Origin of the sequence: Amycolatopsis sp. cmx-11-12, assembly GCF_046269425.1 — a bacterium.
GTDB lineage: Bacteria > Actinomycetota > Actinomycetes > Mycobacteriales > Pseudonocardiaceae > Amycolatopsis.
Genome location: NZ_JADNQM010000003.1, coordinates 371,076 through 397,614, shown reverse-complemented (window position 1 = coordinate 397,614; position 26,539 = coordinate 371,076). Strand labels below are relative to the sequence as shown.

The window sequence follows — 26,539 nt, the reverse complement described above, 5'->3', positions numbered from 1 at the left end:
CCGGCTTCCCCGCCTACCTTGATTTCCATGCCAACAGGGGGAAGCGGGACGGCCGCGCCGGGCCGGACACACAAGATCGCCACGGTGCTGAGGCACCGGTTGCCTTTCACGACCCTCGTCACGGTCGCCATGCTCGCGCTCGCCTTGGCCACGGGCGCGCTCTGGTCGGCCGCCGAGGATCGCGCGGTGTACCCGTACATCGCCTATGGGCTGCCGTCGCTCGAAGCAGGCCGGTGGTGGACCTTGCTGACCGGACCGCTGTTCGCGGTCGTCCCGCTGTACTACCTGCCGATGGTGCTCAGCTTCGCGTTGTTCGCAGGCTTCGCCGAATGGCGGCTCGGTACGCGCCGCGCGATGACCGTCGCGATCGGAGGACAGTTCGTCAGCGTGCTGGTCGCGGTCCAGTTCCTCGCGCTGAGCCGCAACTCCGGCTGGGAATGGGCGGAACGCGTCGGCGGCAGTCTCGACGTCGGATTCTCCGGGGGCGCGCTCGCCGCGGTCGCGGTCGCCAGCGCCACCCTGCGCCCGCCGTGGCGCCTGCGGTTGCGCGCCGGATTGTGCGTCTACGCCGGGATCGCGATCGTTTTCGTCGGCACGCTCGCCGACCTCGTGCACTTCTTCGCACTCGCACTGGCCTTGCCGTTCGGGCGCCGGTTCCTCGGTTCGACGGACTCCGCCCGCGAACGGCGGCCGAGTCTGCGCGAGTGGCGGTTCTACGCCATGGCCGGTCTGCTGGTGCTGACGGTCGCCGAACTGGTGATGTCCTTCGTGCCGGGCAACGGTCCCTTCGGGTCGTCCGAGGAACTTTCGCTGTCCACCTGGGAAGTCGTCCTCCTGTGCCTGATCGTGCTGCCGATCATGAACGGCCTGCGCAAGGGCAGCCAGGTCGCCTGGTGGTGCGCGATGATCCTGACCTCGTTCGTCATCCTCCAGGTGATGGCCTACGGCGGGGTGCTCGCGCTGGCCGAGGTCCTCGGTGAGGACACCGGGCTTTCGGACCCGCCGCTGTTCTTCGTGGACAATCTCCTGTGGACGGTCGAATTCGCACTCCTGATCTCTTCGCGGGGTGCCTTCCGGGTGCCGTCACGGCGGAAGCGCCGCCGTCTCGGCCGGATGGGCAACCCCGCGCTGGCCCGCACGCTGCTCAGCCGTCACGGCGGAAGCACGCTCTCGTGGATGACGACGTGGCCGCAGAACTCGTACTTCGTCGCCGCGGACGGCAAGTCCTACCTCGCCTACCGCCGGCACGCCGGTGTCGCCATCGCCCTCGGCGACCCGATCGCCCCGGATGGCGCCGGTGACCGGACGATCGCCGAGTTCATCGCGATGTGCGAGAACACCGGTCTCGTGCCGTGCCTGTTCTCCGCCACCGAGAGCACCACCGCCAAGACCACGGAACTCGGCTGGAAGCAGGTCCAGGTCGCCGAGGACACCCTGATCGAGCTGGAAACGCTGGAGTTCCGCGGCAAGCGCTGGCAGGACGTGCGGACCGCGCTCAACCGCGCCAAGAAGGACGGGATCGAGTTCCGGCTGGTCCGGCTCGCCGATCAGCCTCGTTCGGTGATCTCGCAGGTCCGCGCGATCTCCGAGGAGTGGATCAGCGACAAGGGCATGCCGGAAATGGGCTTCACGCTCGGCGGGGTCGACGAGGCGATGGATCCGGAGACCCGCGTGGGTCTCGCGGTGGACGCCGACGGTGTGGTGCACGGCGTGACGTCGTGGCTGCCGGTCCACACCGGTGCCGGGGCCGTCGGAGGCTGGACGCTCGACGTCATGCGTAAGCGCGCCGACGGTTTCCGTCCCTCGATGGAGTTCCTGATCGCGTCGTCGTGCCTCGCCTTCCGCGAGGAGGGCGCGAAGTTCGTGTCGCTGTCCGGCGCTCCGCTGGCGGGCTCGGCCGAACCCGCGCACGCCGTCGAACGCGTCTTGGACGCGCTCGGCACGATGATGGAGCCGTTCTACGGATTCCGTTCGCTGCACGCGTTCAAGGCGAAGTTCCAGCCGCGGCACGTCCCGCTGTACCTGGCGTTCCGCGACGAGGCGGATCTGCCGAGGATCGGGATCGCGCTCGGCCGGGCCTACCTGCCGAACACCGGGCTGCTGCGGCTGGCCAAACTCGCCAGGTCCGGCAAGAAGCCTCAGCCCGGAAAAGATCAGCGCAGTGTCGACGGCGGCGGCGTGATGGTCTTGCGGTCGGCCGCCGGGACGCCCCGGTAGGTCTTGAGGATCTTCAGGATCTGTTCGCGGTCCGCGATCCCCGGACGGTCCTGGTCCGAATAGACCAGCATGGTGAGCGACTTGTCCCCCGACGCGAAAGCGAGCGCGCCGACCACCGCGCGTTGGGAGATGCAGACGTTGCTCCGCACCGGAACGACGTCGAGAAGCACGATGCTGGCGGGGACCTTCTCGCCGTTGGCGAGAGGGATCTCCGTCTTCTGGGCCGGAGAGACGGTGAACGTCGCGAGCGGGCCCTCGTCCGGGCTGTAGGCACTCACGGCGAGGTCCGACGCGGCCTTCAGGGCGGCCGCGGCGGGGTCCGCGGTCTTCTCGCTCCGCACACCGCTGCCTGCCAGTTTGCTGGACCGCTCCTGCGGGCAGAAGCCGTCGCCGAAGAACGCGCTGGTCGACATGGTGCTGCCGGGTACGGCGGCGGACTTCTCCCAGCCGTGCACGGTGCCAGGTTTCGGCGTCCAGCCGGGCGGGACGTCGTAGGCGTACGTGCCGTCTCCTCCGGTGACCGATTGCCAGCCTTCGATGGACGGCGGGCTCACGACCTGCGGCGACGGCGTGTAGACGCTCGGCTTCCGGCTCGTCGGCGCGCTATTGTCCGACGAGTTGTCACTGTTGTTCGCCAGCGTGGCGACCGCGATGACGCCGAGCGTGGCGAAGAAGCCGTACATGGCCCTTCGCCCGCTTCGGGACATCGGCTGCTTCGCCGGCTGTTGCGGCTCCGGCGTTGGCTCGGCGGCGGGTTCGGGCGTATAGCCGGGCGAATCCGAGGGCTGATAGCCCCCGAATCCGTCCAGCGCCGCGTTGTCCTCGTAGCCCGGGGAATCCCCGCGCTTCTTGCCGAACAGGCCCATTACGAGCGGACGAGTTTGACCAGGTGCTCCACGACCGCGTCGACGGCGATCTCTTCACGATCACCGGTGCGGCGGTCCTTGACCTCGACGACGCCGTTCGCCAGCCCGCGTCCGACCACCAGGATCGTCGGCACACCGACGAGTTCGGCGTCCGCGAACTTCACGCCAGGCGAGGCCTTGCGATCGTCGAGGACCACCTCGATCCCGGCGGAGTCCAGTTCGGCGGCGAGCTTCTCGGCACCCGCGGCGACCGTCTCGTCCTTGCCCGCGATGACGACGTGCACGTCGAACGGCGCGACCTCGCGCGGCCAGATGATGCCGAGGTCGTCGTGGTTCTGCTCGGCGAGCACGCCGACCAGCCGCGAGACGCCGACGCCGTAGGAGCCCATGGTGATGCGGATGGGCTTGGAGTCCGGACCCAGCGCGTCCAGCTCGAACGCGTCCGCGTACTTGCGGCCCAGCTGGAAGATGTGCCCGATCTCGATACCGCGCGCGGCGACGAGGGTGCCCTTGCCGTCGGGCGAAGCGTCGCCTTCGCGGACCTCGGCGGCCTCGATCGTGCCGTCACCGGTGAAGTCGCGGCCCGCGACCAGGTCGACCACGTGGTGGTCACGCTCGTCAGCGCCGGTCACCCAGGCGGTGCCGTCGACGACGCGCGGGTCGAGCAGGTAGCGGACGCCGTTGTCCTTCAGCGCCTTCGGGCCGATGTAACCCTTGACGAGGAAGGGGTTCTTCGCGAAGTCGGCCTCTTCGAGCAGTTCGAACTCGGCGGGCTCGAGCGAGACTTCGAGGCGCTTCGTGTCGACCTCGCGGTCGCCGGGGAGGCCGATGGCCAGCAGCTCCCACTCCTTCGAGCCCGGCTGGCGGGTCTTGACCAGGACGTTCTTGAGCGTGTCCGCGGCGGTGAAGGTGCGGCCGAGACCGGCGTCGTTCAAGAACGTGACCAGCGACTCGATGGTCGGCGTGTTCGGCGTGTGGTGGGTCTTCGCCTCGGGCAGGCCCTCGATCGGCTTGGCCTCGGGAGCGGGCGTGGTGACCGCTTCGACGTTGGCCGCGTAACCCGATTCGGTGCTACGGACGTAGGTGTCCTCACCCGTCTCGGCGACGGCGAGGAACTCTTCGGAAGCCGAGCCGCCCATCGCGCCGGAGGTGGCCTTGACGACGACGTACTCGATACCGAGGCGGTCGAACAGCTTCGTGTAGGCCTGACGGTGCAGCTCGTACGACTTCGCCAGGCCCTCGTCGTCGAGGTCGAAGGAGTAGGAGTCCTTCATGACGAACTCGCGGCCGCGCAGGATGCCCGCGCGGGGGCGCGCCTCGTCGCGGTACTTGGTCTGGATTTGGTACAGGACGACCGGATAGTCCTTGTACGAGTTGTATTCACCCTTCACGGTGAGCGCGAAGAGTTCTTCGTGCGTCGGGCCGAGGAGGTAGTCGGCGCCCTTGCGGTCCTTGAGGCGGAACAGGGCGGGGCCGTACTCGGTCCAGCGGCCGGTGGCCTCGTAAGGCTCCCTCGGCAGCAGCGCGGGGAACTGGATCTCCTGCGCGCCGAACGCGTTCATCTCCTCGCGCACGACTTTCTCGATCCGGCGCAGCACCCGCAGGCCCAGCGGCAGCCAGGAGTAGCCGCCCGGGGCGACCCGGCGGACGTAGCCGGCACGTACCAGGAGCCGGTGGCTCGGTACCTCGGCGTCCGCCGGATCCTCACGCAGAGTGCGAAGGAACAACGACGACATCCTGGTGATCACTTCTGGGCTCCTCGCTGCAATTACACGCCTAGACGGTCTGCGCAGCGTAGTCAACCCGCCCCGGGGCTCTTCAACCGGTTATCACGGGTGGCCGGTTTTGTCGGTGGGTGCCGCTAGCGTGCCGTCATGGGTATCGAACTGGGCATGATCACGATCGACTGCGCGGATCCGCGCGGGCTCGCGGCGTTCTGGACGAAGGCGCTCGGGGTGGAAGTGGACCAGGACCACGACGGAGAGTTCCTGATCCTGCACGCCAAGGCGGAGAACGGGCCCGTGTTCGCGTTCCAGCGCGTGCCGGAGGCGCGCGTGGGCAAGAACCGGGTCCACATGGACTTCGGTACCGACGATATGGAGAAGGAGGTGGAACGTTTGATCGGACTGGGCGCGAAGAAGGTGGACAGGCACGAGATGCCGGGCTTCGCCTGGACGGTGCTGGCCGATCCCGTCGGCAACGAGTTCTGCGTCGCGACCCACGAGGGCTGACGCCGGTCGCGATGGTCAGAATGGCGGTATGACGGAGCGAGCCATCCTGCCCTGGGCCGACATCGAACTGCCGGACGGCCTGAGCGCGCGGCTCTACGACGGCACCGGCCCGTTTCCGGACGGCGACCTCGATGACGTCGAGGTCTACGTGCTGCCGTACGACAGCGGCATGGAGCCGGTGAAGCTGATCGACCGGCTTCCGTCGCTGAAGCTCGTGCAGTCGCTTTCGGCCGGGGTGGAGAAGCTGGTCCCGCTGGTGCCGGCGGGGGTGAAGCTGGCCAATGGCCGTGGCCTGCACGACCTCAGCGTGGCCGAGCACGCGCTGGCGCTGATCCACGCTTCGCAGCGGGATCTGCCGCGCTGGTTCGCGCAGCAGGCGACAGGTTCGTGGGAGCGCGAGCACACGCGCTCGCTGGCCGACAGCCGTGTCCTGCTGGTCGGTCACGGCTCGATCGGCCAGGCCATCGACCGGCAACTGGTCGCGGCCGAAGCCGTCGTGACCAGGGTGGCGAGTACGGCCCGTCCCGCGGAGCGGGTACACGGCGTCGGCGAGCTGGCGGCACTGCTGCCGTCCGCCGACATCGTGGTCCTGATCCTGCCCGAGACACCCGCGACCACGGGCCTGATCGGCGCCGCGGAACTCGCCGCGCTGCCGGACGGCGCCCTGGTGGTGAACGTCGGGCGAGGCTCGGCGATCGACACCGCGGCGCTCACGGCCGAAACCGTCGCCGGACGGTTGCGGGCGGCACTGGACGTCGTCGATCCCGAGCCGCTGCCTTCGGACCATCCACTGTGGACAGCACCGGGCGTGATCGTCACGCCGCACATCGCGGGCGGGTCCGCGTCGTTCTACCCGCGCGCGAAGCGGCTGGTCGCCGAACAGCTACGCCGGTACGCCGCCGGGGAAGAGCCGCTGAACGTGGTCGGCTGACTCGCGTTTAGTCCTCTGGTTGCTGTCACTGCCAGTGCGTGCGGTAGGCGAGCCACTCGCGCATGGCCGCGGCGAGACGGCGCTGCGCCGCGCGGACCCCGGTCGTCGCGGGTGGTTCCGGTAGCCGGCACGCTCGTTCGGCGTGCCCGGCCAAGGCGACGCCGAACGCGGTGACCGCCCAGACCGGGACGCCGGTGAGCACGGGACGCCGCCGCAGCAGACGGTCGACGTCGGCGGGCTCGTGTCCGGCGTCGAGCAGATACGGGACGAGCGCGACCAGATCGAGCCAGCCCGCACCTCGCGCCGGGTAACGCCAGTTGGTGACGAGCACCCGGCCTGGTCCGGTCCGCACCAGGTACTCGGGCTGGATGTCGTTGTGCAGCAACGTGTCCCCGGCCGACCAGGGATGCCAGGACGTCTCCAGCTGGACGAGCCTGTCGAGGTTGCGGACGGCCCAGCCGTCGAGGTCGTCCGGTGGCTCCTTCGCCAGTTCGTGCCAGCCCCGCAGGAGCGGGCCGAGATCGTCGAGCGCGTCCGGGACGTCGGGCAGCGGGCACGGCGTGAGCGTGCGCCCGAGCGCGCCGAAAGTGGCCAGGACCGCGGAGAGGTCCGGCGACCCGGGGCGCAGGTTCGGCCTGGTGCCGTCGAAGTCGGCGAAGGCGAGCACCAGCCATTCTCCGTCCACAAAGGACAGCAGCTTCGGCGCCGGCGCCTCCGGGGGCAGCCGCCGGGCGATGGCGGCCTCCGTCCGGTAGCCGCCCGCTCGCGGACTGTACGCGGGGATCGCCTTCAGGAAGACCCAGCGATGACCGCGGTCGAGCTCGAGCCTCGCGGCGATACCGCCGTCGAATTCCGGGGTCTGCCACAGCGAACGGCGGACCACCGACCCGAGCTCACGCTCCACGGTGTCACGCGTCGCCGAAGGCAGGTCATGCCAGCCGAGGCGTGCGGAAACCGGCAACGCCCTACCACCCCCAGCGATCTCTCCGAGAAGATCGACTGTACCCAAATCCACCCTTTCGGGTGGCAACCGGTCAGGTCGGAACGGGCTTCACGTACCCGGCCCAGCGCTGATGCTCGCTGAAGCCGACACGTTCGTAGACACCGAGGGCGCGGTGGCTGTTGTCCTGATCCACGTTGAGCGAAGCCCGCTGGAAGCCCTTCGCCTTGGCCTGGATGATCGCGTGCCCGAGCAGCGCCCCCGCGATGCCGCGCCCGCGCAGGGCCGCGTCCGTCGCGACGTGACTGACATAGAGGTCCTTCACACCCGTGGCGGCCTCGTCGGAGGCGAAAAAGGTGCTCAGCACCATCGCGACCACTCGGTCACGCTCCGGACTCAGCAGCAGGAATGACAACTCCGGCTGGAAGTCCTTCGCACCGACCACCAGATGCCGCCAAGCCTCCGGAGACTGCTCCGTGCTCCCCCAGTGATCCGCGAACGTCTCATTGCGGGACCGAAGAGTGAAGGCTTCGTACTTGTCCTCGTACGTGACAAGCGGGAACTCTTCGGGCAGCGGCTTGACCGGCGGGATCGAGTCGAGGTCGGCGCGCATGTCGACGAACCATCGGGCGTGCTCGTACCCGGAGTCGACGAGGACTTCGGAGAGCCAGCGCTGCTTCGTGTTGGCCGCGGCGTGCAGTTCCAGTGGCACGTCCGGATGGGACTTCGCGTGGAGGCGCTTTCCCGCCTCCTCGAACCAGCCGGTGAGGTGCGCGGCGATCGCGTCGTCGCGGTACTCGGGGTGGACGAGCGTCTCGACCCGCATCATGTGCACCGGATCCGCCGCGTCACGTCGCCGGAGCAGACCGTAGGCGACCAGCTTGTCGCCATCCCAGGCACTGGTGGACGCCGTCGGCAGGTCGACGGTCGGCGTGCTGATCTCTTCGGCGAGATCCTCCGCGCTGTAGTGCTCCTCGATCGGCTCGACACGCTCCGCCGCGGCGAAGGTCTCGGCCAGTCGCGGCATGTCGTCCAAGGTCAGCGGGCGCCAGGTCAGGCTCATGCGGTCGAGGCTAAGCCCGCGCCTCGGGTGACGCACTCCATTTAGTTACGCTTCCGTGGTGCTCGTGCTGCTCCCCCCTTCCGAAACCAAGGCCGCCGGCGGCACCGGCGCGCCGCTGGACCTCGGCGCCCTGTCGTTCCCGGAACTGAACCCGACCAGGGCGAAGCTGGCCGACGCGCTGGCCGAACTGGCGGGCGACGTCCCGGCCAGTGTCGCCGCGCTCGGCATCACGCCGCGGCAGGCCGACGAGGTCGCCCGCAACGCCGAACTGTGGACCTCGCCCACGATGCCGGCGCTGCGCCGCTACACCGGGGTGCTTTACGACGCGCTCGACGTCAAGTCGTTCACCAAGGCGACGCTGGCGAAGGCCGAGAAGCGCCTCGCCGTCGCTTCCGCACTGTTCGGTGTGGTCGCGGCGACCGACCCGATCCCCGCGTACCGGCTGTCGGGTGGGAACGCGCTGCCGTCACTCGGAACCGTCCGCAGCGTGTGGAAGCCGACGCTGGAACCGGTGCTCCAGGGCATCGAGGGGCTCGTCGTCGACCTGCGCTCCGGCACCTACTCGGCGCTCGCGAAACTCCGGCCGGACGCGGTGACCGTGCGCGTCGTGACCGAGGACGCCAAGGGCAACCGGACGACGGTGAGCCACTTCAACAAGGCGTACAAGGGACGGCTGGCCTCGGAGCTGGTGAAGTCCCGCAGTGAACCGTCCACTGTGGAACAGCTGCTGCGGGTGCTGTCGAAGGCCGGTCTCGACGTCGAGCGCACCGGCGACCACAGCCTGGAGCTGCTCACTGGAGACGGCGCGCATTAGTTCCGTACCCCTACGGGCTTCTTCCTCGGTTGTTCCGCCAGGTGCACATGCGGAAAGTGATTTCCAGCCACCTGGAAAGGAACCACCGTGAACAGAAGACAACGGCTACTGGGGATCGCCACCGCCACCCTCGGTTGCCTCTCGGTCCTCCTGCCCGCGCCCGCGGCCGCGGCGAACCTGCCCGCCGTCACGCCGACGGATCAAGCGATCGTCCCCGGTGGACCGCACACGAACTCCATCGGCGGCACCCCCGCCTCGGTCAAGGACCACCCGTTCATCATCGCCGGTCTGCGCCAAGGCGGGACGCGACCGCAGGGCCAGACCTGCACCGGCTCGGTCGTCGCCCCGCGCAAGATCCTGATCGCCGCACACTGCAAGGCGGCCGACGGCGAGAAGAGTTTCCTTTACGGGCTGGACGATCTCAACGCGGGCGGAGGGACGCGGATCGGCGTCGTCAGCTATGACATCCACCCGAAGTACGTCAACTTCGACCAGGGTTACGACGTCGCGGTGGTCACCACGGACGCCGACATCCCGGTGCCGGGCGGCCAGTACGCGAAGGTCGCGACGTCGGCCGACACGGAGCTGAACAAGCCGGGCAAGTCCGGCCTCGGACTGGGCTACGGCAAGAAGAACCACAACGACAGTCCCGCGAACGTCGAACTGCACAAGTTCACCCTGCCGATCGTGCAGGGCAGCAACTGCAACGGTGTCGGCGCGGGCTTCAAGGAAGCCACGATGGTGTGCAGTGGCTACAGCGACGGCCACGTCACGATCCTGCCGGGTGACAGCGGCGGACCGCTGATCGTGGACGGCAAGGTCGTCGGTGTCGCGTCGTGGAGCCGCAGCGACTTCAAGTGGTACAGCGTGTACGGCAGGCTCAACAACGACATGGGCGACTGGGTCAAGGAGAAGATCGGTGCGCCGCAGAACCCGGAGACGTTCTCCCTCGGCGTGACGCCGTCGTCGCTCAAGGTCGAGCCGGGCAAGTACGTCTCGGCCACGGTGACCAGCAAGCCGGGCAAGAACGGCGCGGAGAAGGTCGACCTGAGCGCGGCCGGACTCCCGGACGGCGCGAAGGCCACGTTCCAGCCCGCGTCCATCAACTCGGGTGAGTCGGCCAAGGTCACCATCGAGGTTCCCGCCGGGACGGCCGAAAAGGACTACGCGGTCACGATCTCCGGCAAGGGGACCACCGACACGGCGACCACGAACCTGACGCTGACCGTCGGCGACGGCGGGCCGCAGCCCGGCAACCTCCAGGTGAGCGTGAGCCCCGGCAGCGGGACCACGCAGCCCGGGTTCTTCAGCAACGTCACGGTTTCCGCCACCGGCGGGACCGGCACGATCACGCTGTCGGCGTCCGGGCAGGGCCTGCCGTTCGCCCCGTTCTTCAACCCGAAGACGATCTCGAGCGGCGGCAGCTCGACCATGCAGGTGGTCGCGCCGTTCCAGCGCGGCACCTACCCGGTGACCGTCACCGCGACGGACTCTGCTGGCAAGACCTCCACCGCCACCTACACCCTGACCGTGCAGTAATCCAACCCGCGTGAAGGCCCCCTTCCCTCGGCTGAGCCGCGTGAAGGGGGCCTTCACGCGCGTTCAGGACCGGGAAAGCACCGCCATCGCGGCATTGTGGCCGGGGATGCCGGAGACGCCGCCGCCCCGCACCGCTCCGGCACCACAGAGCAGCACTCGGTCGTGCGCCGTCTCGACGCCCCACTGCCCCACCTGAGCCGCATCGGCCGCGTAAGGCCAAGACAAATCGCGATGGAAGATGTGCCCGGCGGGCAACCCCAGCTCGGCTTCGAGATCCAGCGGCGTCTTGGCCTCGACGCACAGCCGACCGTCCGGTGAACGCAGCACACAGTCTTCGATCGGCTCGGCCAGTACACTGTCCAAAGAGGACAACGTCGCCCGCAGCGCCTCCTCGCGCGCGGCGTCGTTGCGTCCCTCGAAAAGCCGCGCGGGCATGTGCAGCCCGAACAACGTCAGCGTCTGCACACCGGCGGCTTGTTCGGCCGGGCCGAGGATCGACGGGTCGGTCAGCGAATGACAGTAGATCTCGCACGGCGGCAGCGACGGGATCCTGCCCGCGGCGGCCTCGGCGTAGGCCGTCGCCAGCTGCCCGTAACCCTCGTTGACATGGAACGTACCCCCGAACGCCTCGCGTGGATCGACGCGCGCATCGCGCAGCCGCGGCAGCCGTGACAGCACCATGTTCACCTTGAGCTGCGCGCCTTCCGGCGCCTGCGGCGGCTCCTCCCCCAGCAATCGGGCGAGGACACGCGGCGCGACGTTGGCCAGCACGTGGCCGCCGCGCACGGCGACTCCGTCGTCACCAAGGCGATAACGCACTGAGCCATCCGGATCGATGGACAGCACCTCGGCACCGGTCACCAGCCGGGCCCCGGCCGACCGCGCGGCCGAAGCGAGCGCGCCGGTCACCGCGCCCATACCGCCCACCGGGACGTCCCAGTCTCCGGTCTCGTTGCCGATCACGTGGTACAGCAGGCAAAGGTTCTGCCGGAAATCGCCGGCGTCGGCGAAAGTCCCGATCAGCGCGTCGGTCAGCACGACACCGCGGACGGTGTCGTCGCCGAACAGCCCGGTGAGCGTTTCGGAGATCGGCCGTTCGAACAGCGCCTCCCAGGCCTCCGGCTCGATGCCCGAACGCAGCTCCTCCTTCGAGAGCAACGGTTCGGTCAGCGTGGGGAACGTCCGCTGCGCGACGCGGGACGTCATCGCGTAGAACCGTTGCCACGCCTCGTAGTCCTTTGTGGACCCGGTGAGCGCGGAGAACGACGCCGCCGTCCGGCCGTCGTCACCCGTGTCGACAAGGAGACCGCCGTCCCCCACCGGGGTGTACGACGACATCCGCCGTCGCCGGAGATCGAGTCCGAGCCCGAGGTCCGCGACGATCTTTCGCGGCAGCAGACTCACCAGGTACGAGTACCGCGAAAGCCGGACGTCGACGCCGGGAAAGGCACGGAAGGACACCGCCGCCCCGCCGACCTCGTCACGGCTTTCCAGCACCAGCACCGAACGACCCGCCCTGGCCAGGTAGGCCGCCGCGACCAGGCCGTTGTGCCCGCCACCGACGATCACGGCGTCGTAGGACTCCATCAAAGCCTCCCAGCGAAAACGACAGTGCGCCGCGGTCATCGTGACCGCGGCGCACCGCCGTTCGCAAGGACTCAGAAGGTGATGGAGAAGCCTTCGATCGTCCCGCTGTCGAACCGGTGAACGTCACGGACCCGCAGCTTCCAGGTCCCGTTCGCCGGTTCGGACGAGGCGTTCACCGAGTACGACGTGTGCACGCCGCTCGCCTCGCCGATCCCTCCCGCCGGCTTGAGCGCGAACACCGCGCCGCTCGGCCCGATCAGGTCGATCGCCAGGTCACCGGTGTAGGTGTGCGCGATGTCGACCTTGACCGGCAGCGTCGCCGACGCCTTGCCGTCGCAGCCTTCCTGCGTCACCGAACTGGTCACCGCGTCACCCGCGTCCGGAATGGACACCGGTGTCGTGTTGGACTTGGCCCCGCACGTCGGGCCGGGGCCGCCACCGCCGATGAACGACACGTTCAGCAGCTTGTTCACCGTTCCGCCCGGCAGGCCCTTGAGCACACCGTCCGAAGCGTTGTTCACCAGCGCGTCCCGCGTCTGCTGTGCGGTGGCACCGGAATTGGCGGACAGGTACAGCGCCGCCGCGCCCGCCACATGCGGCGTGGCCATCGAGGTCCCGCTCATGTTCGCCGAACCACCGTTGGACGTGGACAGCGACGTGATGTTGCTACCGGGGGCGAAGATGTCCACGCACGAACTGTGGTTGGAGAACGAGGACTTGTTGTCGTTCTCGTCCGAGGCGCCGACCGTGATCGCCTCGGGGATCCGCGCGGGGCTGACGTTGCAGGCGTTCTGGTTCTCGTTGCCGGCCGCCACCGCGTAGACGAAGCCCGCCGCGATGGACTTCTTGATGACGTCGTCGCCGAGCCCGACCTGGTCCATCCGCAGGCTCAGGTTCGCCACCGCCGGTTTGGTGCCGTTCGCGGTCAGCCATTCGGCCGCGTCGACGATGGCGGAGTCGGGACCGTTGCCCGAACAGTCGTTGCCCAGCACCTTCAGCCCGACGAGCTTGACCTTCTTGGCCACGCCGTAGGTCTTGCTGCCGATGGTGCCCGCGGTGTGACTGCCGTGCCCGTTGCAGTCCTTCCCGTTGCCGCCCACGAAGTCCTTGCCGATGGACGCGCGCCCCTCGTACTCGGGGTTCTCCGGGTTGATCCCGGTGTCCATGTCGTACGCGGTGACGCCCTCACCCGTGTTCGGGTAGGTGAAGCTCTTGTCACGCGGCAGGTTCTTCTGGTCGATCCGGTCGAGGCCCCAGGTGGGGTTGGTCTGGGTGCCGACGGCACGCGCGGTGCCGTCCTGGTAAACCGCCTTGACCGCCGGGTCGGCCGCGAGCCGCCGGGCCTGCTGCTCGGACATTCCCTTGACCGAGAAGCCGCGAAGCACGTTCTTGTACGCCGAGCGGACCTCGCCACCGTAACGGCCGGTCAGTGCGGCCGAAGACTGCTCGACCGCCGTGGTGCCGACCTCGTGGAGTACCACGATGTACTGGTCCCCGTAGTGCTGATTCGCCTGCACGACAACGCCTTCCGCCTGTGCGGCGGCCGCGTTCGGGGTGACCGACGCGGCCAGTGCGGTGGCCGCGACGGCGACCAGTCCGATCCGCACGCCGCGGCGCATCAGAGACCCGCCACGTTCAGCAGCTTGTTGGTCGAACCGGTGCCAGGGCTCTTCACGACACCGCTGGTGGCGGCGTTGGCCAGCCCGGAGGCCACGGCGGCGGGGTTCGCCGACGGGTTGGAGGTCAGGTAGATCGCGGCCGCGCCGGCGACGTGCGGGGTCGCCATCGAGGTGCCGCTCATCTGCTGGGTGCCGCCACCGTTACGGGTCGAGGTGATGCTGGTGCCGGGCGCGAAGATGTCGGTGCAGCTGCCGTAGTTCGAGAACGTGGACCGGCGGTCGTCGTTCTGCGTGGCGTTGACGGTGATGGCCTCACGCACGCGGGCCGGGCTGGTGGAGCAGGCGTCCGTGTTGGAATTCCCGGAGGCCACCGTGTTGGTGATGCCCGCCGAAACCGCGCGGCGCACGGCGGAGTCCACCCCGGAGTCGGCCGGTCCACCGAGGCTCATGGTGAGCACCGACGGGCCCTTGGCGTTCTTCACGACCCAGTCGATCCCGCTGATGATCTGCGAGTACTGGCCGCTGCCTTGGCAGTTCAGCACGCGGACCGAGACGATCTTGGCGCCCTTGGCCACGCCGTAGGTGGCGCTGCCGACCGTGCCGGCGACATGCGTGCCGTGACCCTGGCAGTCGCGGGCGTCGCTGTCGTTGTCGATGAAGTCGTATCCGCTGGTCGCGCGGCCGCCGAACTCGGACTGGCGGTAGTCGACACCGGTGTCGAGGACGTAGACCGTCGCCCCGGCACCGTCGTTGGGATACGTGTACTTCTTGTCCAGCGGCAAGTTCTTCTGGTCGACCCGGTCCAGGCCCCAGGTCGGGTTGGTCTGGGTGCCGGTCATGTAGGCGACGGCGTCCTGCTGGACGAAGTCGACATTGGGGTCGGCGGCGAGCCGCTTGGCCTGTGCCTCGGTCATCTTCGCCGAGAAGCCGTTCAGCGCGGCGCTGTAGGTCGCCTTCACCTGGCCGCCGTACTTCGCCGCGAGACCGGCGTCGCCGCTCTTCAACGAGACGATGTACCCGTCCGTGACGGCTCCCGGCACACCGGCGCCGCGGATCTGCCCCTCGGCGGCCGTGGCAGATCCGGCGAAGGCCAGCGAGGCCGCTACACAGGCTCCGGTGAGCACCGCACCCGCGATCCGGTGACGTCGAAGTTCTCCACGCATTTCCTGAGCTCCGTTCACTCGAACAGGTGGTTCGCGTCGGCGGGAATCCGGGCCGACGCCGTGACGAGCAGTCACGCTTGTCTCACTTTCGGGTGGTGGGACCTGCACGAACAAGCGAGGCAACGGTCCGTAGGACTACGTATCTATTAGGGAAAATCACCATCCCTACGAAAGTTGTGTGACCGTCCGAGCGGGTTCCGTGATCGCCGAACAGGTGCTTAAGCTGCGTTCACTCGAACGGTGTTGTTCGTGAAGCGGGGGTGACCCGGCATGGTGATCGGTGGCTGCCGACGCAGGACGAGTTCTCCCGTGCTCGTCGGCCGTGATGCGGAACTACGCGAGATCCTCGACGGCGCGATGCGCTCGCCGGCGGTGATCATGCTCGAAGGCGAAGCGGGCGTGGGCAAGACCCGGCTCGCCACCGAACTGCTGGCCTGCCCCGAACTGGCCGGGAGGCCGGTCCTCACCGGAAGCTGCCAGCCGCTGCGCGAGCCCTTCCCGTACGGCGTGGTCTTCGACGCGCTGAAAGACGCCCGCCCGGCACGCGAACTCAACCCCGTGACCGGCGTCCTCGGTCCCTACCTGCCGGAACTCGCTGCCGTCCTGCCTGATCCGCCACCCCGGCTCGGTGACCCGAGGGCCGAACGGCACCGGCTCTTCCGCGCCGTCCGGGAACTGCTCGGCTCGGTGGGACCGCACGTCCTCCTCATCGAGGACCTCCACTGGGCGGACGACGGTTCCCGCCGCCTGCTGCGTTTCCTGATGACCGACCCGCCCGCCGGTCTGACCCTTCTGCTCACCTACCGGCGGGAGGAGACCCCCGGCGGCATCCCGCTCGGCAGCGCTTACCGGCCCGCACCCGGGACCGAGCACGTACTCGTCACCCTCCGTCCGCTGGACCGCGACGGCGTCCAGGCGCTGGTGTCGGCCCTGCTCGGCGGGGCGAACGTTTCGGCCGAGTTCGCCGCGCGGCTGCACGAGCGGACCGCGGGGATCCCGTTCGTGGTCGAGGAGATCGTGCACGCGATCGGTGGCATCGAGGGCGCGGTGCACGCCGACGGCGCCACCGCGCGGCGCCTGCTCGATGCCGTCGAGGTACCGGCGCTGCTGCGTGAGGCGACGGTCGAACGCCTCGCCACGCTGCCACCGGCCGCCCGGCGGATCACCGAGGCCGCCGCCGTCCTCGGCACACCGTCCACTTCGGACCTGCTGGCCGCCGCGGCGGCCCTGACTCCCGAGCGTGCCCACCCCGCACTGGTCCTCGCGCTCGAACGCAACGTCCTGGTGGAGACCGGCGAGGGCGAATACGGCTTCCGGCACGCGCTCGCCCAGCAGGCCGCCTACCGCACCATCCCCGGCCCCGACCGCCAGGAACTGCACCGGCGCGCCGCGCGGCTGCTGCGCGACCGCCTCCCGCAGTCGTTGGTACGGCTCGCCGAACACTGCCGCAAGGCGGGCGACCGGGCCGGTGCCCTGAAGTACGGCGAAGCGGCCGCCGATCAGGCGTCGACGGTCGGCGATCTCGCCACCGCGACGGATCTGCTCCGCACTCTGCTCGATGAACCGGGCCTGCAACCGTCCGATGTGGACAGACTGGCGGTCAAGTTCAGCGCGGTGGCGTGCAACGGCCTCGGCCAGACCGAAGTCATCCCGGCGCTGGAGCGGCTGCTCACCGACGGCAGGCTGTCCGGACGGCTGAGCGGCGAGGTCCGGCTGGGGCTGGGGCTGCTGCTGGTCCGCCAGGCGGGCGGGCTCGAAGCGGCGAGGACGGAGATCGAGCTCGCCGTCAACGACCTCCCCGACCGGCCCGACCTCGCCGGACGCGGGATGGGCGTCCTCGCCCAGCCGTGGGTCGGCGCGACCCCGCTGCGGGAACACCGGCGGTGGATGGATCGCGTGGACGGGCTCATCGACCTGGCCACCGACCAACGGCTGAAGATCATCCTGATGGCCAACAACGTGGCGTCGCGGCTGCACATCGGGGACGCGCGCGGGTGGGCCATGCTGGACCGGGCGCCCACCAGCGTCGCTTCGGCCGACGAGCAGCGGCATCTGGCGCGGCTGCACTGCAACAGCGCCGACGCCTGTGCCTGGATCGGCCACCACCGCCGCGCCAGGAGCCTGCTGCGCAGCGGGATGCAGCTGGCCGCCGACTGCGGGGCGCCGTACGTCGTCAGCGCCGCCCGCGCGACCTTGGTCCACACCGACTGGCTCACCGGGAACTGGGACGGCCTCGCCGAACGGGCCGACGCGCTGATCGACGAATACCGCGACCTCCTGCCGGTCACCAGCGAACTGTGCCTGGTGCTCGGCCTGCTCGCCGCCGCCCGCGGCGAATGGGACGAAGCCGCGGCCCGGTTCGCCGGGACCGCGGCGGACCAGCCGGAGAACGCGTTCACGCCGGTCGCGATCGCCGCGCACGCCGGGATGGCGGGCATGCTGCTCGCGCAGGACCTCGGGGAGGCCGCCGTCGCGCAGGCCGAGAAGGGGCTGGAACTCTTGCGCGCCAAGGGTGTCTGGGCTTGGAGCGCCGACCTGCTCGTGACCGCCGTCGACGCGTACTGCGCCATCGGGCGCGACGCCGAGGCACAAGCGCTGACCGACGAGTTCGAACGCGAGATCGGCGACCTCGACGCGCCGTCCACCCATGCCGCGCTGGCCGCGAACCGCGGCCTCATCGCCGCGTCCCGGGGCGACCACGCGGCGGCGATCAAGGCCTTCGAGCAGGCGCGGACACGCTACGACGCCCTCCCTGCGCCATATCACGCGGCGCTGATCGCCGAACGCGCCACGCGCTGCCGTCTGGCCGGGAACGAGGACGTCGCCGAGACGTTCGCCGCGCTCGCCGAAACGTTCGACCACCTCGGCGCCACCCGCGACGCCGCGCGCTGCCGCCACGCCTTCCGGTCCACCGGCGCGGTCGCCCCCTCGCGGCGCGGCCGCCGGGGCTACGGCGACGAACTGTCCCCTCGCGAGCGCGACGTCGCCCGGCTGCTCGCCGCCGGGCACACCAACCGGGAGATCGCCGAGGTGCTGTTCCTGTCCCGGCGGACGGTGGAACAGCACGTCGCGAGCGTGTTGCGCAAGCTGAAGGTGCGGTCCCGGGGTGAGCTGGCCGGGCTGCGGTCGGCTTAGGAATCGTGAGCGAGGCCGGTGGCGGGGTGAAGGCTCCCTTCGCCGCGTCCGATGCCACGAAGGACGCCCTCGGTCCTGGTCAGACACGGAGTCGTATCGCGGGTTCGGTCCGTGAAGACCCAACGGCCGTGTCGCGAAAGCCACTTTCGGGACATCAGACGTCGCGAAAGTGGCTTTCGCGACACCCCACCCCGCGACCGACACCGAAGAACGGCACGTTTGCCTTACTCCTCGTCAATTCGGTTGCGGACGCCCGGCGGTGTCCGAGATGATCGTGCGCGATCCGGCAGGAGCCGGTGGATGCGACAGGGAGGTGCGTCGTGCAGATGACTGTCCGGGGCGTTGGCCGCCCCCATCCACTCGCCCCTCGCGGCTGAGCCACGACGCTCGCCCGGTGGGGCATCCCTGACTAGGAGAACCCACCAGTGCGCAAGCACGATCTCGAAGAGTCCTACGAACAACGTCCACGCCGCACCCGTCGCGCCCGGTTCGACGACGAGCCCGAACCCGCCCGCGGCGGACGACTCACCGAAGCCGAACGCGTCCGGCTCGCCCGGCTGCGCGAAGACGCCTACACCGAAACCGCCATCCCCGACGGCGCCGACCGGTGGAGCACCTGGGGAGACGCCGAGCACGGACCGCAGCCGCGGCCGGACTGGGTGATCACCGAACTGGCGGCGGTCGACACCGAACTCGGCGTCCTCAAAACCGGCAAGGAGGCCGACGTCCACCTCGTCCGGCGCAACCTGCCCGGCACCGAGGGCACGGTGCTCGCGGCCAAGCGGTATCGCAGTGGCGAGCACCGGTTGTTCCACCGCGACGCCGGCTATCTCGAAGGCAGGCGGATGCGGCGTTCGCGGGAGATGCGGGCCATGGAGTCACGCAGCAGCTTCGGCCGCAACCTCATCGCCGAACAGTGGGCGGTGGCCGAATTCAGCGCGCTGAGCAGGCTCTGGACGGTCGGCGCGCCCGTGCCGTACCCGGTGCAGCGCGACGGCACCGAGATCCTGCTGGAATTCCTCGGCGACGGGGAGACCGCCGCACCGCGGCTGGCACAGGTCCGGCCGGAACCCGGTCAGTTGCGGGAACTGTGGTTCCAGACCTCGGCGATGCTGGAACTGCTGGCGACACAAGGTCTCGCGCACGGCGACCTCTCGGCGTACAACCTGCTCGTCCACCGCGGGCAGATCATGGTGATCGACCTGCCGCAGGTGGTCGACATCGTGGCCAACCCCGGCGGGCTCGAGTTCCTCACGCGGGACGTGCGGAACATCGCCACGTGGTTCCACTCACGGGGACTGCCGGAGCAGCTGACGGCGGTCCCTGAGCTGATCGGGGAACTGCAAGAGATCGCCGGGTTGCGCTGACCGTCCACAGTGTCCTGAAAGGGTCTTTCCTGACGTGATGCGTCCGGAAAGACCCTTTCAGGACACGCCGGGAGAAGCGGCGGTGGAGACCCTGCCCACAATTGGTCCCTCCGATTGGGAGGCCGGATAACGGTCCGGTACAGTAGTGCTAGACCGCAACCGGCGGCGTGGATGAGTGGTGTCCGTCGCCTCCAAAGCCAACCGAATGGCTCGCGGTATCCGTATCAACCAATTGGCGCGCGGTGTCATACAGACGCGGTGTGCCGGGTTCGTCCCTGTGAACGCCCATCTGTGCACACCATCTTGCCCTGCCTGCGTGCGGGCAGCCCGGGCCTCCTTGCGACGTGCCACGTCCGAGAGGCATTTGTGACAGTCACGTTCAACTCCGGCCACACCTCACCGTCGGCCCGGCAGCACCGCAAGCCGCGCACCCGCCCCGCGGGTGACGCGATGCTGCACAACGACGCCGTCGAGAGTGTCAAGGCCACGACCTGGGCGGAGCTCGGTCTTCCCGAGCCGCTGCTGCGGGCACTGGCCGAGGGCGGAATCACCACCCCGTTCCCGATCCAGTCGGCGACCATCCCCGACGCGCTCGCCGGCCGCGACGTACTGGGCCGCGCCCAGACCGGTTCCGGCAAGACCCTGGCCTTCGGCCTCGCGATGCTGACCCGGCTCAACGGCGGCCGCGCCCGTCCGAAGCACCCCCGCGCGCTGATCCTCGTCCCGACCCGTGAGCTGGCCATGCAGGTCGCCGACTCGCTGACCCCGCTGGCCAAGTCCCTCGGCCTGTGGTGCCGCACCGCCGTCGGCGGCATGGCCTTCACCCGCCAGGCCGATGCGCTTTCCCGCGGCGTCGACCTGCTGATCGCCACCCCCGGCCGTCTGTCGGACCACGTCCGCCAGGGCACCGCGTCGCTGTCGGAGTGCACCTTCATCGCGCTCGACGAAGCCGACCAGATGGCCGACATGGGCTTCATGCCGCAGGTCCGCGAGATCCTCGACCTGACCCCGCGTGACGGCCAGCGCCTGCTGTTCTCCGCCACCCTCGACGGTGACGTCGACCGCCTGGTCCGGGCGTACCTGACGAACCCGGTCACGCACTCGGTGGCCCCGTCGACCGCCAGCGTCACCACCATGGACCACCACGTGCTCCAGGTGTCGCACCAGGACAAGCAGGACATCATCACCGAGATCGGTGCCCGCGAGGGCCGCACGATCATGTTCGTCCGCACCAAGCACCACGTGGACCGTCTCACCGAGCGCCTGCGTGAGAAGGGCGTCCACGCGGCCGCTCTGCACGGCGGCAAGACCCAGGGGCAGCGCAACCGCGTCCTCTCGGACTTCAAGGAGGGCTTCGCCCCGGTGCTCGTCGCCACGGACGTCGCCGCGCGCGGTATCCACGTCGACGACATCTCGCTGGTGCTGCACGTGGACCCGGCCGCCGACCACAAGGACTACCTGCACCGCGCCGGCCGCACCGCGCGCGCCGGGGCGTCCGGTGTCGTGGTCACGCTGGTCACCCACGACCAGCGTCGCATGGTGCGCCGGATGACCGACCGCGCCGGTGTCCGCGCCGAGCAGACCACGGTCCGCCCGGGCGACGCCGAGCTCGCTCGCATCACCGGTGCGCAGCAGCCCAGCGGTGAGCCGGTCATCGAGCGTCGTCGTGAGTCCCCGCGTCGCGGCGGTGGCCGCGGCTACGGTGGCGGCGACCGCGGTGGCTACCAGGGTTCCCGCGAAGGTGGCCGTCCCGGCGGCTTCCGCGGCCGCCCGCAGCGTCGTGGCGAGTCCGGTGGCGGCAGCGGCCGCCCGCAGCGTCCGGGCGCCGGACGCCCGCGTCGCAGCTACGACAGCTGATCGGAGCCGGTTCACCCCGGTCCCCAGCGTGAGATGAACGGGGCTTTCATCGCAAATTTTGCGATGAAAGCCCCGTTCATCTCGTTCCGGCCGGGTCCACAGCGGGACCACCGCACCGGCCGCCGGAACGCGGGTGGGAGACTGCGGGACGTGACTTCTCCCGGCCCCACTCCCCAGAACCTCCCGCCCGAGCAGGTTTTCGACTGGCTCGACGTAGAGGCGGAGAAGCGGGCCGAAGCCGGGCTGGTGCGCAAGCTGCGTATCCGGCAGGCGCAGGAACCGGAGCTGGACCTCGCGGGCAACGACTACCTCGGGCTCGCCAGGGACAAACGCGTCGCCGGTGCGGCCGCCGCGGCCGCGTTGCGCTGGGGCGCCGGGGCGACCGGCTCCCGCCTCGTCTCCGGCACCACCGAGGTCCACGCGGAACTCGAGCACGAACTCGCCCGCTTCTGCGGCACTCAGGCCGCGCTGGTCTTCTCGTCCGGCTTCACCGCGAACCTCGGCGCCGTCACGGCCTTGTCCGGCGCGGATTCCGCGATCGTCACGGACAAGTACATCCACGCCTCGCTGATCGAAGGCTGCCGTCTGTCCCGTTCGGACATCGCCGCTGTCGCGCACAGCGAACCGGCCGCTTTCAAGCACGCGCTCGCGACCCGCCGCAAACCACGCGCGCTCGTCGTCACCGATTCCGTGTTCTCCGTCGACGGCGACATCGCCCCGCTGGAGCAACTCGCCGGTGTCTGCCGGGAGCACGGCGCGTCGCTGCTCGTCGACGACGCCCACGGCTTCGGCGTCCTCGGCGAGGGCGGCCGAGGCGCGGTCCACGCGGCGGGACTCTCCGGGGCGCCGGACGTCGTCACCACGATCACGTTGTCGAAATCCCTTGGCGCGCAAGGCGGAGCGGTGCTCGGGCCGCGCCGGGTGATCAAGCACCTCGTGGACACCGCACGCAGTTTCATCTTCGACACCGGGCTCGCGCCGGCCAGTGCCGCCGCCGCGCTGGCCGCTCTCACCGCGCTGAAAGCCGAGCCGGAGCTGGCCACCAAGGTGACCGACGCGGCCGGAAACCTTGCGATGCAACTGAAAGCGGCGGGGTTCCGGGTCAGTCTCCCGGACGCCGCGGTGATCTCGGTGCAGGCGCCGTCACCCGAAGCGGCCGTCGCGTGGGCGGCCTCGTGCGCGGATCAGGGCATCCGTGTCGGCTGCTTCCGCCCGCCGTCCGTGCCGGACGGCATCTCCCGTCTGCGCCTGACCGCGCGCGCCGACCTCACCGAGGCCGACGTGGACCGCGCGGTCGGGGTGATCACGGCTGCGGCGCCTCCCGGCGCCACATCGTGAAGTGCGGGATCCCGTCTTCCATGAACTCGTCGCCTTCGACCACGAAGCCGTACTTGGCGTAGAAGTCCTTCGCGTACGTCTGCGCGTCGAGGACACACGGCGCGTCCCCGATGCCCGCGAGCGCGGTCTCCATCAGCCGTCCCGCCAGTCCCTTGCCACGTGAGCGGACCGCCGTGCACACCCTGCCGATACGGAAGGTGCCGCCGGCGTCCTGCAGCACCCGCAGGTACGAGTCGACGGCGACGGAACCGCCGACCCAGAGGTGCCGGGTGCCTGGCAGGAGATCACGCCCGTCGATCTCGTGATAGGCGCACTCCTGCTCGACGACGAACACGTCGACGCGCAGGCGGAGGATGCCGTGCAGCTGTGCGGCGGTGATCTCGTCACCGGCGACGGACAGCGGGAACGACGAGGTCTCGATGATCGGGGTGTCGGTGCTCACGCCCACTTGTTAGCACATCGGACGTGAAGACGGCATCGATCAGCCGATCAGTTTGCGGCTGTTTTGCTGGGAGATCTCGTTCGCGTAGTGGGAGACGCGGGTGTAGACGCCCGGTTTACCCGCCTTCGCACAGCCTTCGCCGAACGAAACGATGCCGATCAGCGTGTCGTCCACCATCAGCGGACCACCGGAATCGCCCTGGCAGGCGTCGACCCCGCCTTCGGGGTAACCGGCGCACACCATGTCACTCGGGTCGTAGCCCGAGTACGCGGCGCGGCAGGTCTTGTCGCTGACCACCGGGACGACCGCGCTGCGCAGGTAGTCCGACCGAGCGCCGCCGTCGGCGACGCGGCCCCAGCCGAGCACCGTCGCCTTCGTCCCTTCGCTGTACAGGTCGGCGTTGCCGTTGTCCGCGACCTTCGCGGGCCGGTACGGCAGCTGACCGCTGACCGTCATCACCGCGATGTCGTCACCCTTGCCGGGGTCACCGCTGTAGTCGGGGCTGACCCAGACCTTCGAAACGCGCAGTTCCACGCCGTCCCGCGAGCGCTTGTCCTCCCGGCCCGCGACCACCCGGACGTCGGCGCGTTTGACCGCGTCCGCGCAGTGCGCCGCCGTCGCGACCGTCGTGGAACTGACGATCACCGCGCCACAGAACTGGTTGCCGCCGCGATCGGCCAAGTAGACCGCGTAGGGGTATTGCGAGACCGAGGCCTTGCCGCCGCCCACGATCCTCGGCTCGACGGCCTTTTCCGGTCCGCCCACCGCGCTGTCGTCCGCCGACGCGCTGTTGACCGCGACCGGCACCATCACGGCCGTCGCGAGGACTGCTCCGACGGCGAGCAGCAGGGTGCGACGTGACTTCTTGGGCATGTTCGGTCCCTTCACCGGGGCGTACGTACGGTCAAACCCTGGGAAGTCATTCGACTCCAGCGCGTACACAAGCGATCGCGAATACCCTAATCGGAGAAAGCCCGATGTGGTGTCACTGAAACGGGTGGACCTGTGCTCACCGAACGCATCTGTCACGCTGGACCTCGTGCGGGCGACGGCGACGATTCTGGCGGCTACGGCCTTTCTCCTGCTGTCGTGTTCCAGTCCCGCCCCGCCTGTTCCGGCGCCATCCCCGTCGTCCACGCCGTCCACATCGGCCGCTACGAGCAGTCCGGCGCAAACCTCTTCACCAGCACCGATACCGAGCACGCCGATCCCGCCTCCCGCACCGGTCTGGCAGGTCGGCGCGAAGCCGCTTCCCTTGCGCCGTGACGGTTTCGGGCAGATCCTCCCGACTCCTCCGGTGCTGGCCACCAGATCCCTGCCGACCGCGGACCTGTTGCCACCGCCCGCCGGGAACCGGTTCGCCGGCACGGTGGACGCCATTCCCGCCGACGTACTCGCGCGCAGTACTTGGCAGGCCGGTTGTCCGGTCAAGTCGACCGAGCTGCGCTATCTCACGTTGTCGTTCTGGGGTTTCGACGGCCGCGCGCATACGGGTGAAATGCTCGTGAACGCTTCCGTGTCGAACGCCGTCGTCACCGTTTTCGGGCGGTTGTTCGCCGCGAAATTCCCGATCGAGGAAATGCGCGTGACCGCTCCCGCGGAACTCACCGCTCCCCCGACGGGTGACGGGAACAACACCAACGCCTTCGTCTGCCGTCCGGCCCGCGGTCAGACGAACTGGTCCGCGCACGCCTACGGACTCGCGGTCGACGTCAACCCCTTCTGCAACCCGTACACCAAGGGCGACCTCGTCCTGCCGGAGCTGGCCTCCGCGTACCTCGACCGGGGGAACCGGCGGCCGGGGATGATCACGCCGGGCGATCCGACCGTGGCCGCCTTCTCCGCGATCGGCTGGACCTGGGGCGGCACCTGGACGACCCCGAAGGACCGGATGCACTTCAGTTCGAACGGGCACTGACCGGGAACAACCGGTCGCCGTGACAAGTTGGCTAGAGTCGGAACCACCCGCTCCAGCCGCAAAGGAAGTCAGCGTGCCCCACTACGACCTCGTGATCGTCGGTACCGGATCGGGTAACTCGATCCTCGACCCGCGTTTCGCGGACTGGAACACGGCGATCGTGGAGAAGGGCACGTTCGGCGGCACCTGCCTGAACGTGGGCTGCATCCCGACGAAGATGTTCGTGCACGCCGCCAACGTCGCGGCCACCCCCGCGTCGTCGGCGAAGTTCGGCGTCGACGAGGAACTGCTCGGCGTCCGCTGGCGCGATGTCCGCGACCGGATCTTCGGGCGCATCGACCCGATCGCCTCGGGCGGACGCGAGTACCGCGTCAAGCACGAGGACAACAAGAACGTCACCGTGTACGAGGGCGAAGGCCGCTTCACCGGGCACAAGGAACTCCAGGTCAGCTACCCCGACGGCCGCCCGGCCGAGACGATCACGGCCGACCGGTTCGTCCTCGCCGCGGGTGGGCGCCCGGTGATCCCGGACGTCCCCGGCCTCGCCGAAACCGGGTACCACACCTCCGACACCGTGATGCGGCTCGACGAACTGCCCGCGAGCATCGTGATCCTCGGCGGGGGGTACATCGCGGCCGAGTTCGCGCACGTCTTCGCCTCGTTCGGGGTGAACGTGACCGTGGTCAACCGGTCCGGCGCACTGCTGCGTACCGAGGACGACGACGTCAGCGCCCGGTTCACCGACCTGGCCGCGCAGCGGTTCGACGTCCGGCTCGACCGGAAGACCGTCCGCGCGCGCAAGACCTCGTCGGGTGTCGCGCTGGACCTCGAAGGCCCGCAGGGTGCCGAGACCGTCGAGGCCGACGTCCTGCTGGTCGCGACCGGCCGCACACCGAACTCCGACCTCCTCGACGTCGCCGCCACCGGCGTGACCACGGGCGAGCGCGGGCACGTCGTGGTCGACGAGTACCAGCAGACCGTGGTCGAGGGGATCTACGCGCTCGGCGACCTCTCGTCGGTCTTCGAGCTGAAGCATGTCGCGAACCACGAGCAACGCGTCGTGCAGCACAACCTGCTGCACCCGGACGAGCGGATCGAAGCCGACCACCGGTTCGTCCCGCACGCGGTGTTCACCTCGCCGCAGGTCGCTTCGGTCGGGCTGACCGAACGCGAGGCCCGCGAGCGCGGCGTTTCGTACGTGACTTCGCACCAGGACTACGCCGGTATCGCCTACGGCTGGGCGATGGAGGACACCACCGGCTTCGCGAAGCTGCTCGCCGACCCGGCCACCGGGCAGCTGCTGGGCGCGCACATCATCGGCCCGCAGGCGTCGTCGGTGATCCAGCCGCTGATCCAGGCGATGAGCTTCGGTCTCGACGCGCAGAGCATGGCGCGCGGGCAGTACTGGATCCACCCGGCGATGCCGGAACTGGTCGAGAACGCGCTGCTGAACCTGCCGCTGGACTGATCTCCGCCGCAATTAGTCCTCTAGTTGCGGCCGCTTTTGGAGCC

Annotated in this window: 21 protein-coding genes; 12 read left to right on the top strand and 9 right to left on the bottom strand. The window is 69.4% G+C overall.

Going from position 1 to position 26,539, the window contains the following annotated elements; translation table 11 throughout:
* Nucleotides 1–27: 27 nt before the first annotated feature.
* The gene (locus ACLARN_RS06410; RefSeq protein WP_409490347.1) at nucleotides 28–2,217 is read left to right on the top strand and encodes a bifunctional lysylphosphatidylglycerol flippase/synthetase MprF; all 2,190 of its coding nucleotides are present in this window, start codon (nucleotides 28–30) and stop codon (nucleotides 2,215–2,217) included.
* On the opposite strand, the gene ACLARN_RS06405 is transcribed toward ACLARN_RS06410, so the two are convergent.
* Together ACLARN_RS06405 and ACLARN_RS06400 are read right to left on the bottom strand one after the other, a co-directional pair.
* Nucleotides 2,154–3,083, bottom strand: a complete 930-nt coding sequence (locus ACLARN_RS06405) for a hypothetical protein (RefSeq protein ID WP_409490346.1) — start codon at nucleotides 3,081–3,083, stop codon at nucleotides 2,154–2,156. The genes ACLARN_RS06410 and ACLARN_RS06405 overlap by 64 nt on opposite strands.
* Complete coding sequence (locus ACLARN_RS06400) at nucleotides 3,083–4,831, bottom strand: proline--tRNA ligase (RefSeq protein ID WP_409490345.1); 1,749 nt, start codon at nucleotides 4,829–4,831, stop codon at nucleotides 3,083–3,085. The genes ACLARN_RS06405 and ACLARN_RS06400 overlap by 1 nt, the downstream gene beginning before the upstream one ends.
* Nucleotides 4,832–4,957: 126 nt before the next feature.
* Here ACLARN_RS06400 and ACLARN_RS06395 point away from each other — a divergent pair, with 126 nt between their 5' ends.
* Both ACLARN_RS06395 and ACLARN_RS06390 read left to right on the top strand, forming a co-directional pair.
* Nucleotides 4,958–5,314, top strand: a complete 357-nt coding sequence (locus ACLARN_RS06395; RefSeq protein ID WP_409490344.1) for a VOC family protein — start codon at nucleotides 4,958–4,960, stop codon at nucleotides 5,312–5,314.
* Nucleotides 5,315–5,342: 28 nt separating this feature from the next.
* Nucleotides 5,343–6,245: a 2-hydroxyacid dehydrogenase gene (locus tag ACLARN_RS06390; RefSeq protein WP_409490343.1), complete on the top strand. Its 903-nt coding sequence runs from the start codon at nucleotides 5,343–5,345 to the stop codon at nucleotides 6,243–6,245.
* 25 nt (nucleotides 6,246–6,270) lie between these two features.
* Here ACLARN_RS06390 and ACLARN_RS06385 read toward each other — a convergent pair whose 3' ends face one another.
* Both ACLARN_RS06385 and ACLARN_RS06380 read right to left on the bottom strand, forming a co-directional pair.
* Complete coding sequence (locus ACLARN_RS06385; RefSeq protein WP_409490342.1) at nucleotides 6,271–7,206, bottom strand: aminoglycoside phosphotransferase; 936 nt, start codon at nucleotides 7,204–7,206, stop codon at nucleotides 6,271–6,273.
* Between the two features lie 73 nt (nucleotides 7,207–7,279).
* Nucleotides 7,280–8,248 (bottom strand): GNAT family N-acetyltransferase, encoded by a 969-nt coding sequence (locus ACLARN_RS06380; RefSeq protein ID WP_409490341.1) that lies wholly within the window; start codon nucleotides 8,246–8,248, stop codon nucleotides 7,280–7,282.
* 58 nt (nucleotides 8,249–8,306) lie between these two features.
* Here ACLARN_RS06380 and yaaA point away from each other — a divergent pair, with 58 nt between their 5' ends.
* Nucleotides 8,307–9,062, top strand: coding sequence for a peroxide stress protein YaaA (gene yaaA, locus ACLARN_RS06375; protein WP_409490340.1), 756 nt, complete (start codon nucleotides 8,307–8,309; stop codon nucleotides 9,060–9,062).
* A gap of 87 nt (nucleotides 9,063–9,149) precedes the next feature.
* Complete coding sequence (locus ACLARN_RS06370) at nucleotides 9,150–10,601, top strand: trypsin-like serine protease (RefSeq protein WP_409490339.1); 1,452 nt, start codon at nucleotides 9,150–9,152, stop codon at nucleotides 10,599–10,601.
* Nucleotides 10,602–10,664: 63 nt separating this feature from the next.
* On the opposite strand, the gene ACLARN_RS06365 is transcribed toward ACLARN_RS06370, so the two are convergent.
* The 3 genes from ACLARN_RS06365 to ACLARN_RS06355 form a co-directional block, all read right to left on the bottom strand.
* The gene (locus tag ACLARN_RS06365) at nucleotides 10,665–12,188 is read right to left on the bottom strand and encodes a phytoene desaturase family protein (RefSeq protein ID WP_409490338.1); all 1,524 of its coding nucleotides are present in this window, start codon (nucleotides 12,186–12,188) and stop codon (nucleotides 10,665–10,667) included.
* Nucleotides 12,189–12,259: 71 nt separating this feature from the next.
* Nucleotides 12,260–13,807, bottom strand: coding sequence for a S8 family serine peptidase (locus ACLARN_RS06360; protein ID WP_409490337.1), 1,548 nt, complete (start codon nucleotides 13,805–13,807; stop codon nucleotides 12,260–12,262).
* Nucleotides 13,807–14,970, bottom strand: a complete 1,164-nt coding sequence (locus ACLARN_RS06355; RefSeq protein ID WP_409490336.1) for a S8 family peptidase — start codon at nucleotides 14,968–14,970, stop codon at nucleotides 13,807–13,809. The genes ACLARN_RS06360 and ACLARN_RS06355 overlap by 1 nt, the downstream gene beginning before the upstream one ends.
* A gap of 309 nt (nucleotides 14,971–15,279) precedes the next feature.
* Between ACLARN_RS06355 and ACLARN_RS06350 the strand changes: the two genes are divergently transcribed.
* The 4 genes from ACLARN_RS06350 to ACLARN_RS06335 all read left to right on the top strand — a co-directional run bounded on the left by ACLARN_RS06350 (nucleotide 15,280) and on the right by ACLARN_RS06335 (nucleotide 22,667).
* Entirely contained in the window at nucleotides 15,280–18,105 is a 2,826-nt protein-coding gene (locus ACLARN_RS06350) for an ATP-binding protein (RefSeq protein ID WP_409490335.1), read from the top strand.
* A 425-nt stretch (nucleotides 18,106–18,530) separates the two neighbouring features.
* A complete protein-coding gene (locus tag ACLARN_RS06345; RefSeq protein ID WP_409490334.1) occupies nucleotides 18,531–19,472 on the top strand; it encodes a serine protein kinase RIO in 942 nt (313 codons plus the stop codon).
* 366 nt (nucleotides 19,473–19,838) lie between these two features.
* Nucleotides 19,839–21,329, top strand: a complete 1,491-nt coding sequence (locus ACLARN_RS06340) for a DEAD/DEAH box helicase (protein WP_409490333.1) — start codon at nucleotides 19,839–19,841, stop codon at nucleotides 21,327–21,329.
* 150 nt (nucleotides 21,330–21,479) lie between these two features.
* Nucleotides 21,480–22,667, top strand: coding sequence for an 8-amino-7-oxononanoate synthase (locus tag ACLARN_RS06335; protein WP_409490384.1), 1,188 nt, complete (start codon nucleotides 21,480–21,482; stop codon nucleotides 22,665–22,667).
* Here the strand turns inward: ACLARN_RS06335 and ACLARN_RS06330 are convergent.
* Nucleotides 22,633–23,115 (bottom strand): GNAT family N-acetyltransferase, encoded by a 483-nt coding sequence (locus ACLARN_RS06330; protein ID WP_409490332.1) that lies wholly within the window; start codon nucleotides 23,113–23,115, stop codon nucleotides 22,633–22,635. The two genes, ACLARN_RS06335 and ACLARN_RS06330, sit on opposite strands and share 35 nt — an antisense overlap.
* Nucleotides 23,116–23,148: 33 nt before the next feature.
* The gene (locus ACLARN_RS06325) at nucleotides 23,149–23,982 is read right to left on the bottom strand and encodes a S1 family peptidase (protein WP_409490331.1); all 834 of its coding nucleotides are present in this window, start codon (nucleotides 23,980–23,982) and stop codon (nucleotides 23,149–23,151) included.
* 132 nt (nucleotides 23,983–24,114) lie between these two features.
* On the opposite strand from ACLARN_RS06325, the gene ACLARN_RS06320 reads away from it, so the two are divergent.
* The 3 genes from ACLARN_RS06320 to ACLARN_RS06310 all read left to right on the top strand — a co-directional run bounded on the left by ACLARN_RS06320 (nucleotide 24,115) and on the right by ACLARN_RS06310 (nucleotide 26,495).
* Nucleotides 24,115–24,375, top strand: coding sequence for a hypothetical protein (locus tag ACLARN_RS06320; protein ID WP_409490387.1), 261 nt, complete (start codon nucleotides 24,115–24,117; stop codon nucleotides 24,373–24,375).
* Complete coding sequence (locus tag ACLARN_RS06315; protein WP_409490383.1) at nucleotides 24,302–25,027, top strand: M15 family metallopeptidase; 726 nt, start codon at nucleotides 24,302–24,304, stop codon at nucleotides 25,025–25,027. Before ACLARN_RS06320 ends, ACLARN_RS06315 begins: the two co-directional genes overlap by 74 nt.
* A 73-nt stretch (nucleotides 25,028–25,100) precedes the next feature.
* Nucleotides 25,101–26,495 carry a mycothione reductase gene (locus ACLARN_RS06310; protein ID WP_409490330.1) on the top strand — a complete coding sequence of 465 codons (1,395 nt, stop codon included), beginning with the start codon at nucleotides 25,101–25,103 and terminating at the stop codon, nucleotides 26,493–26,495.
* Nucleotides 26,496–26,539 lie beyond the last annotated feature (44 nt).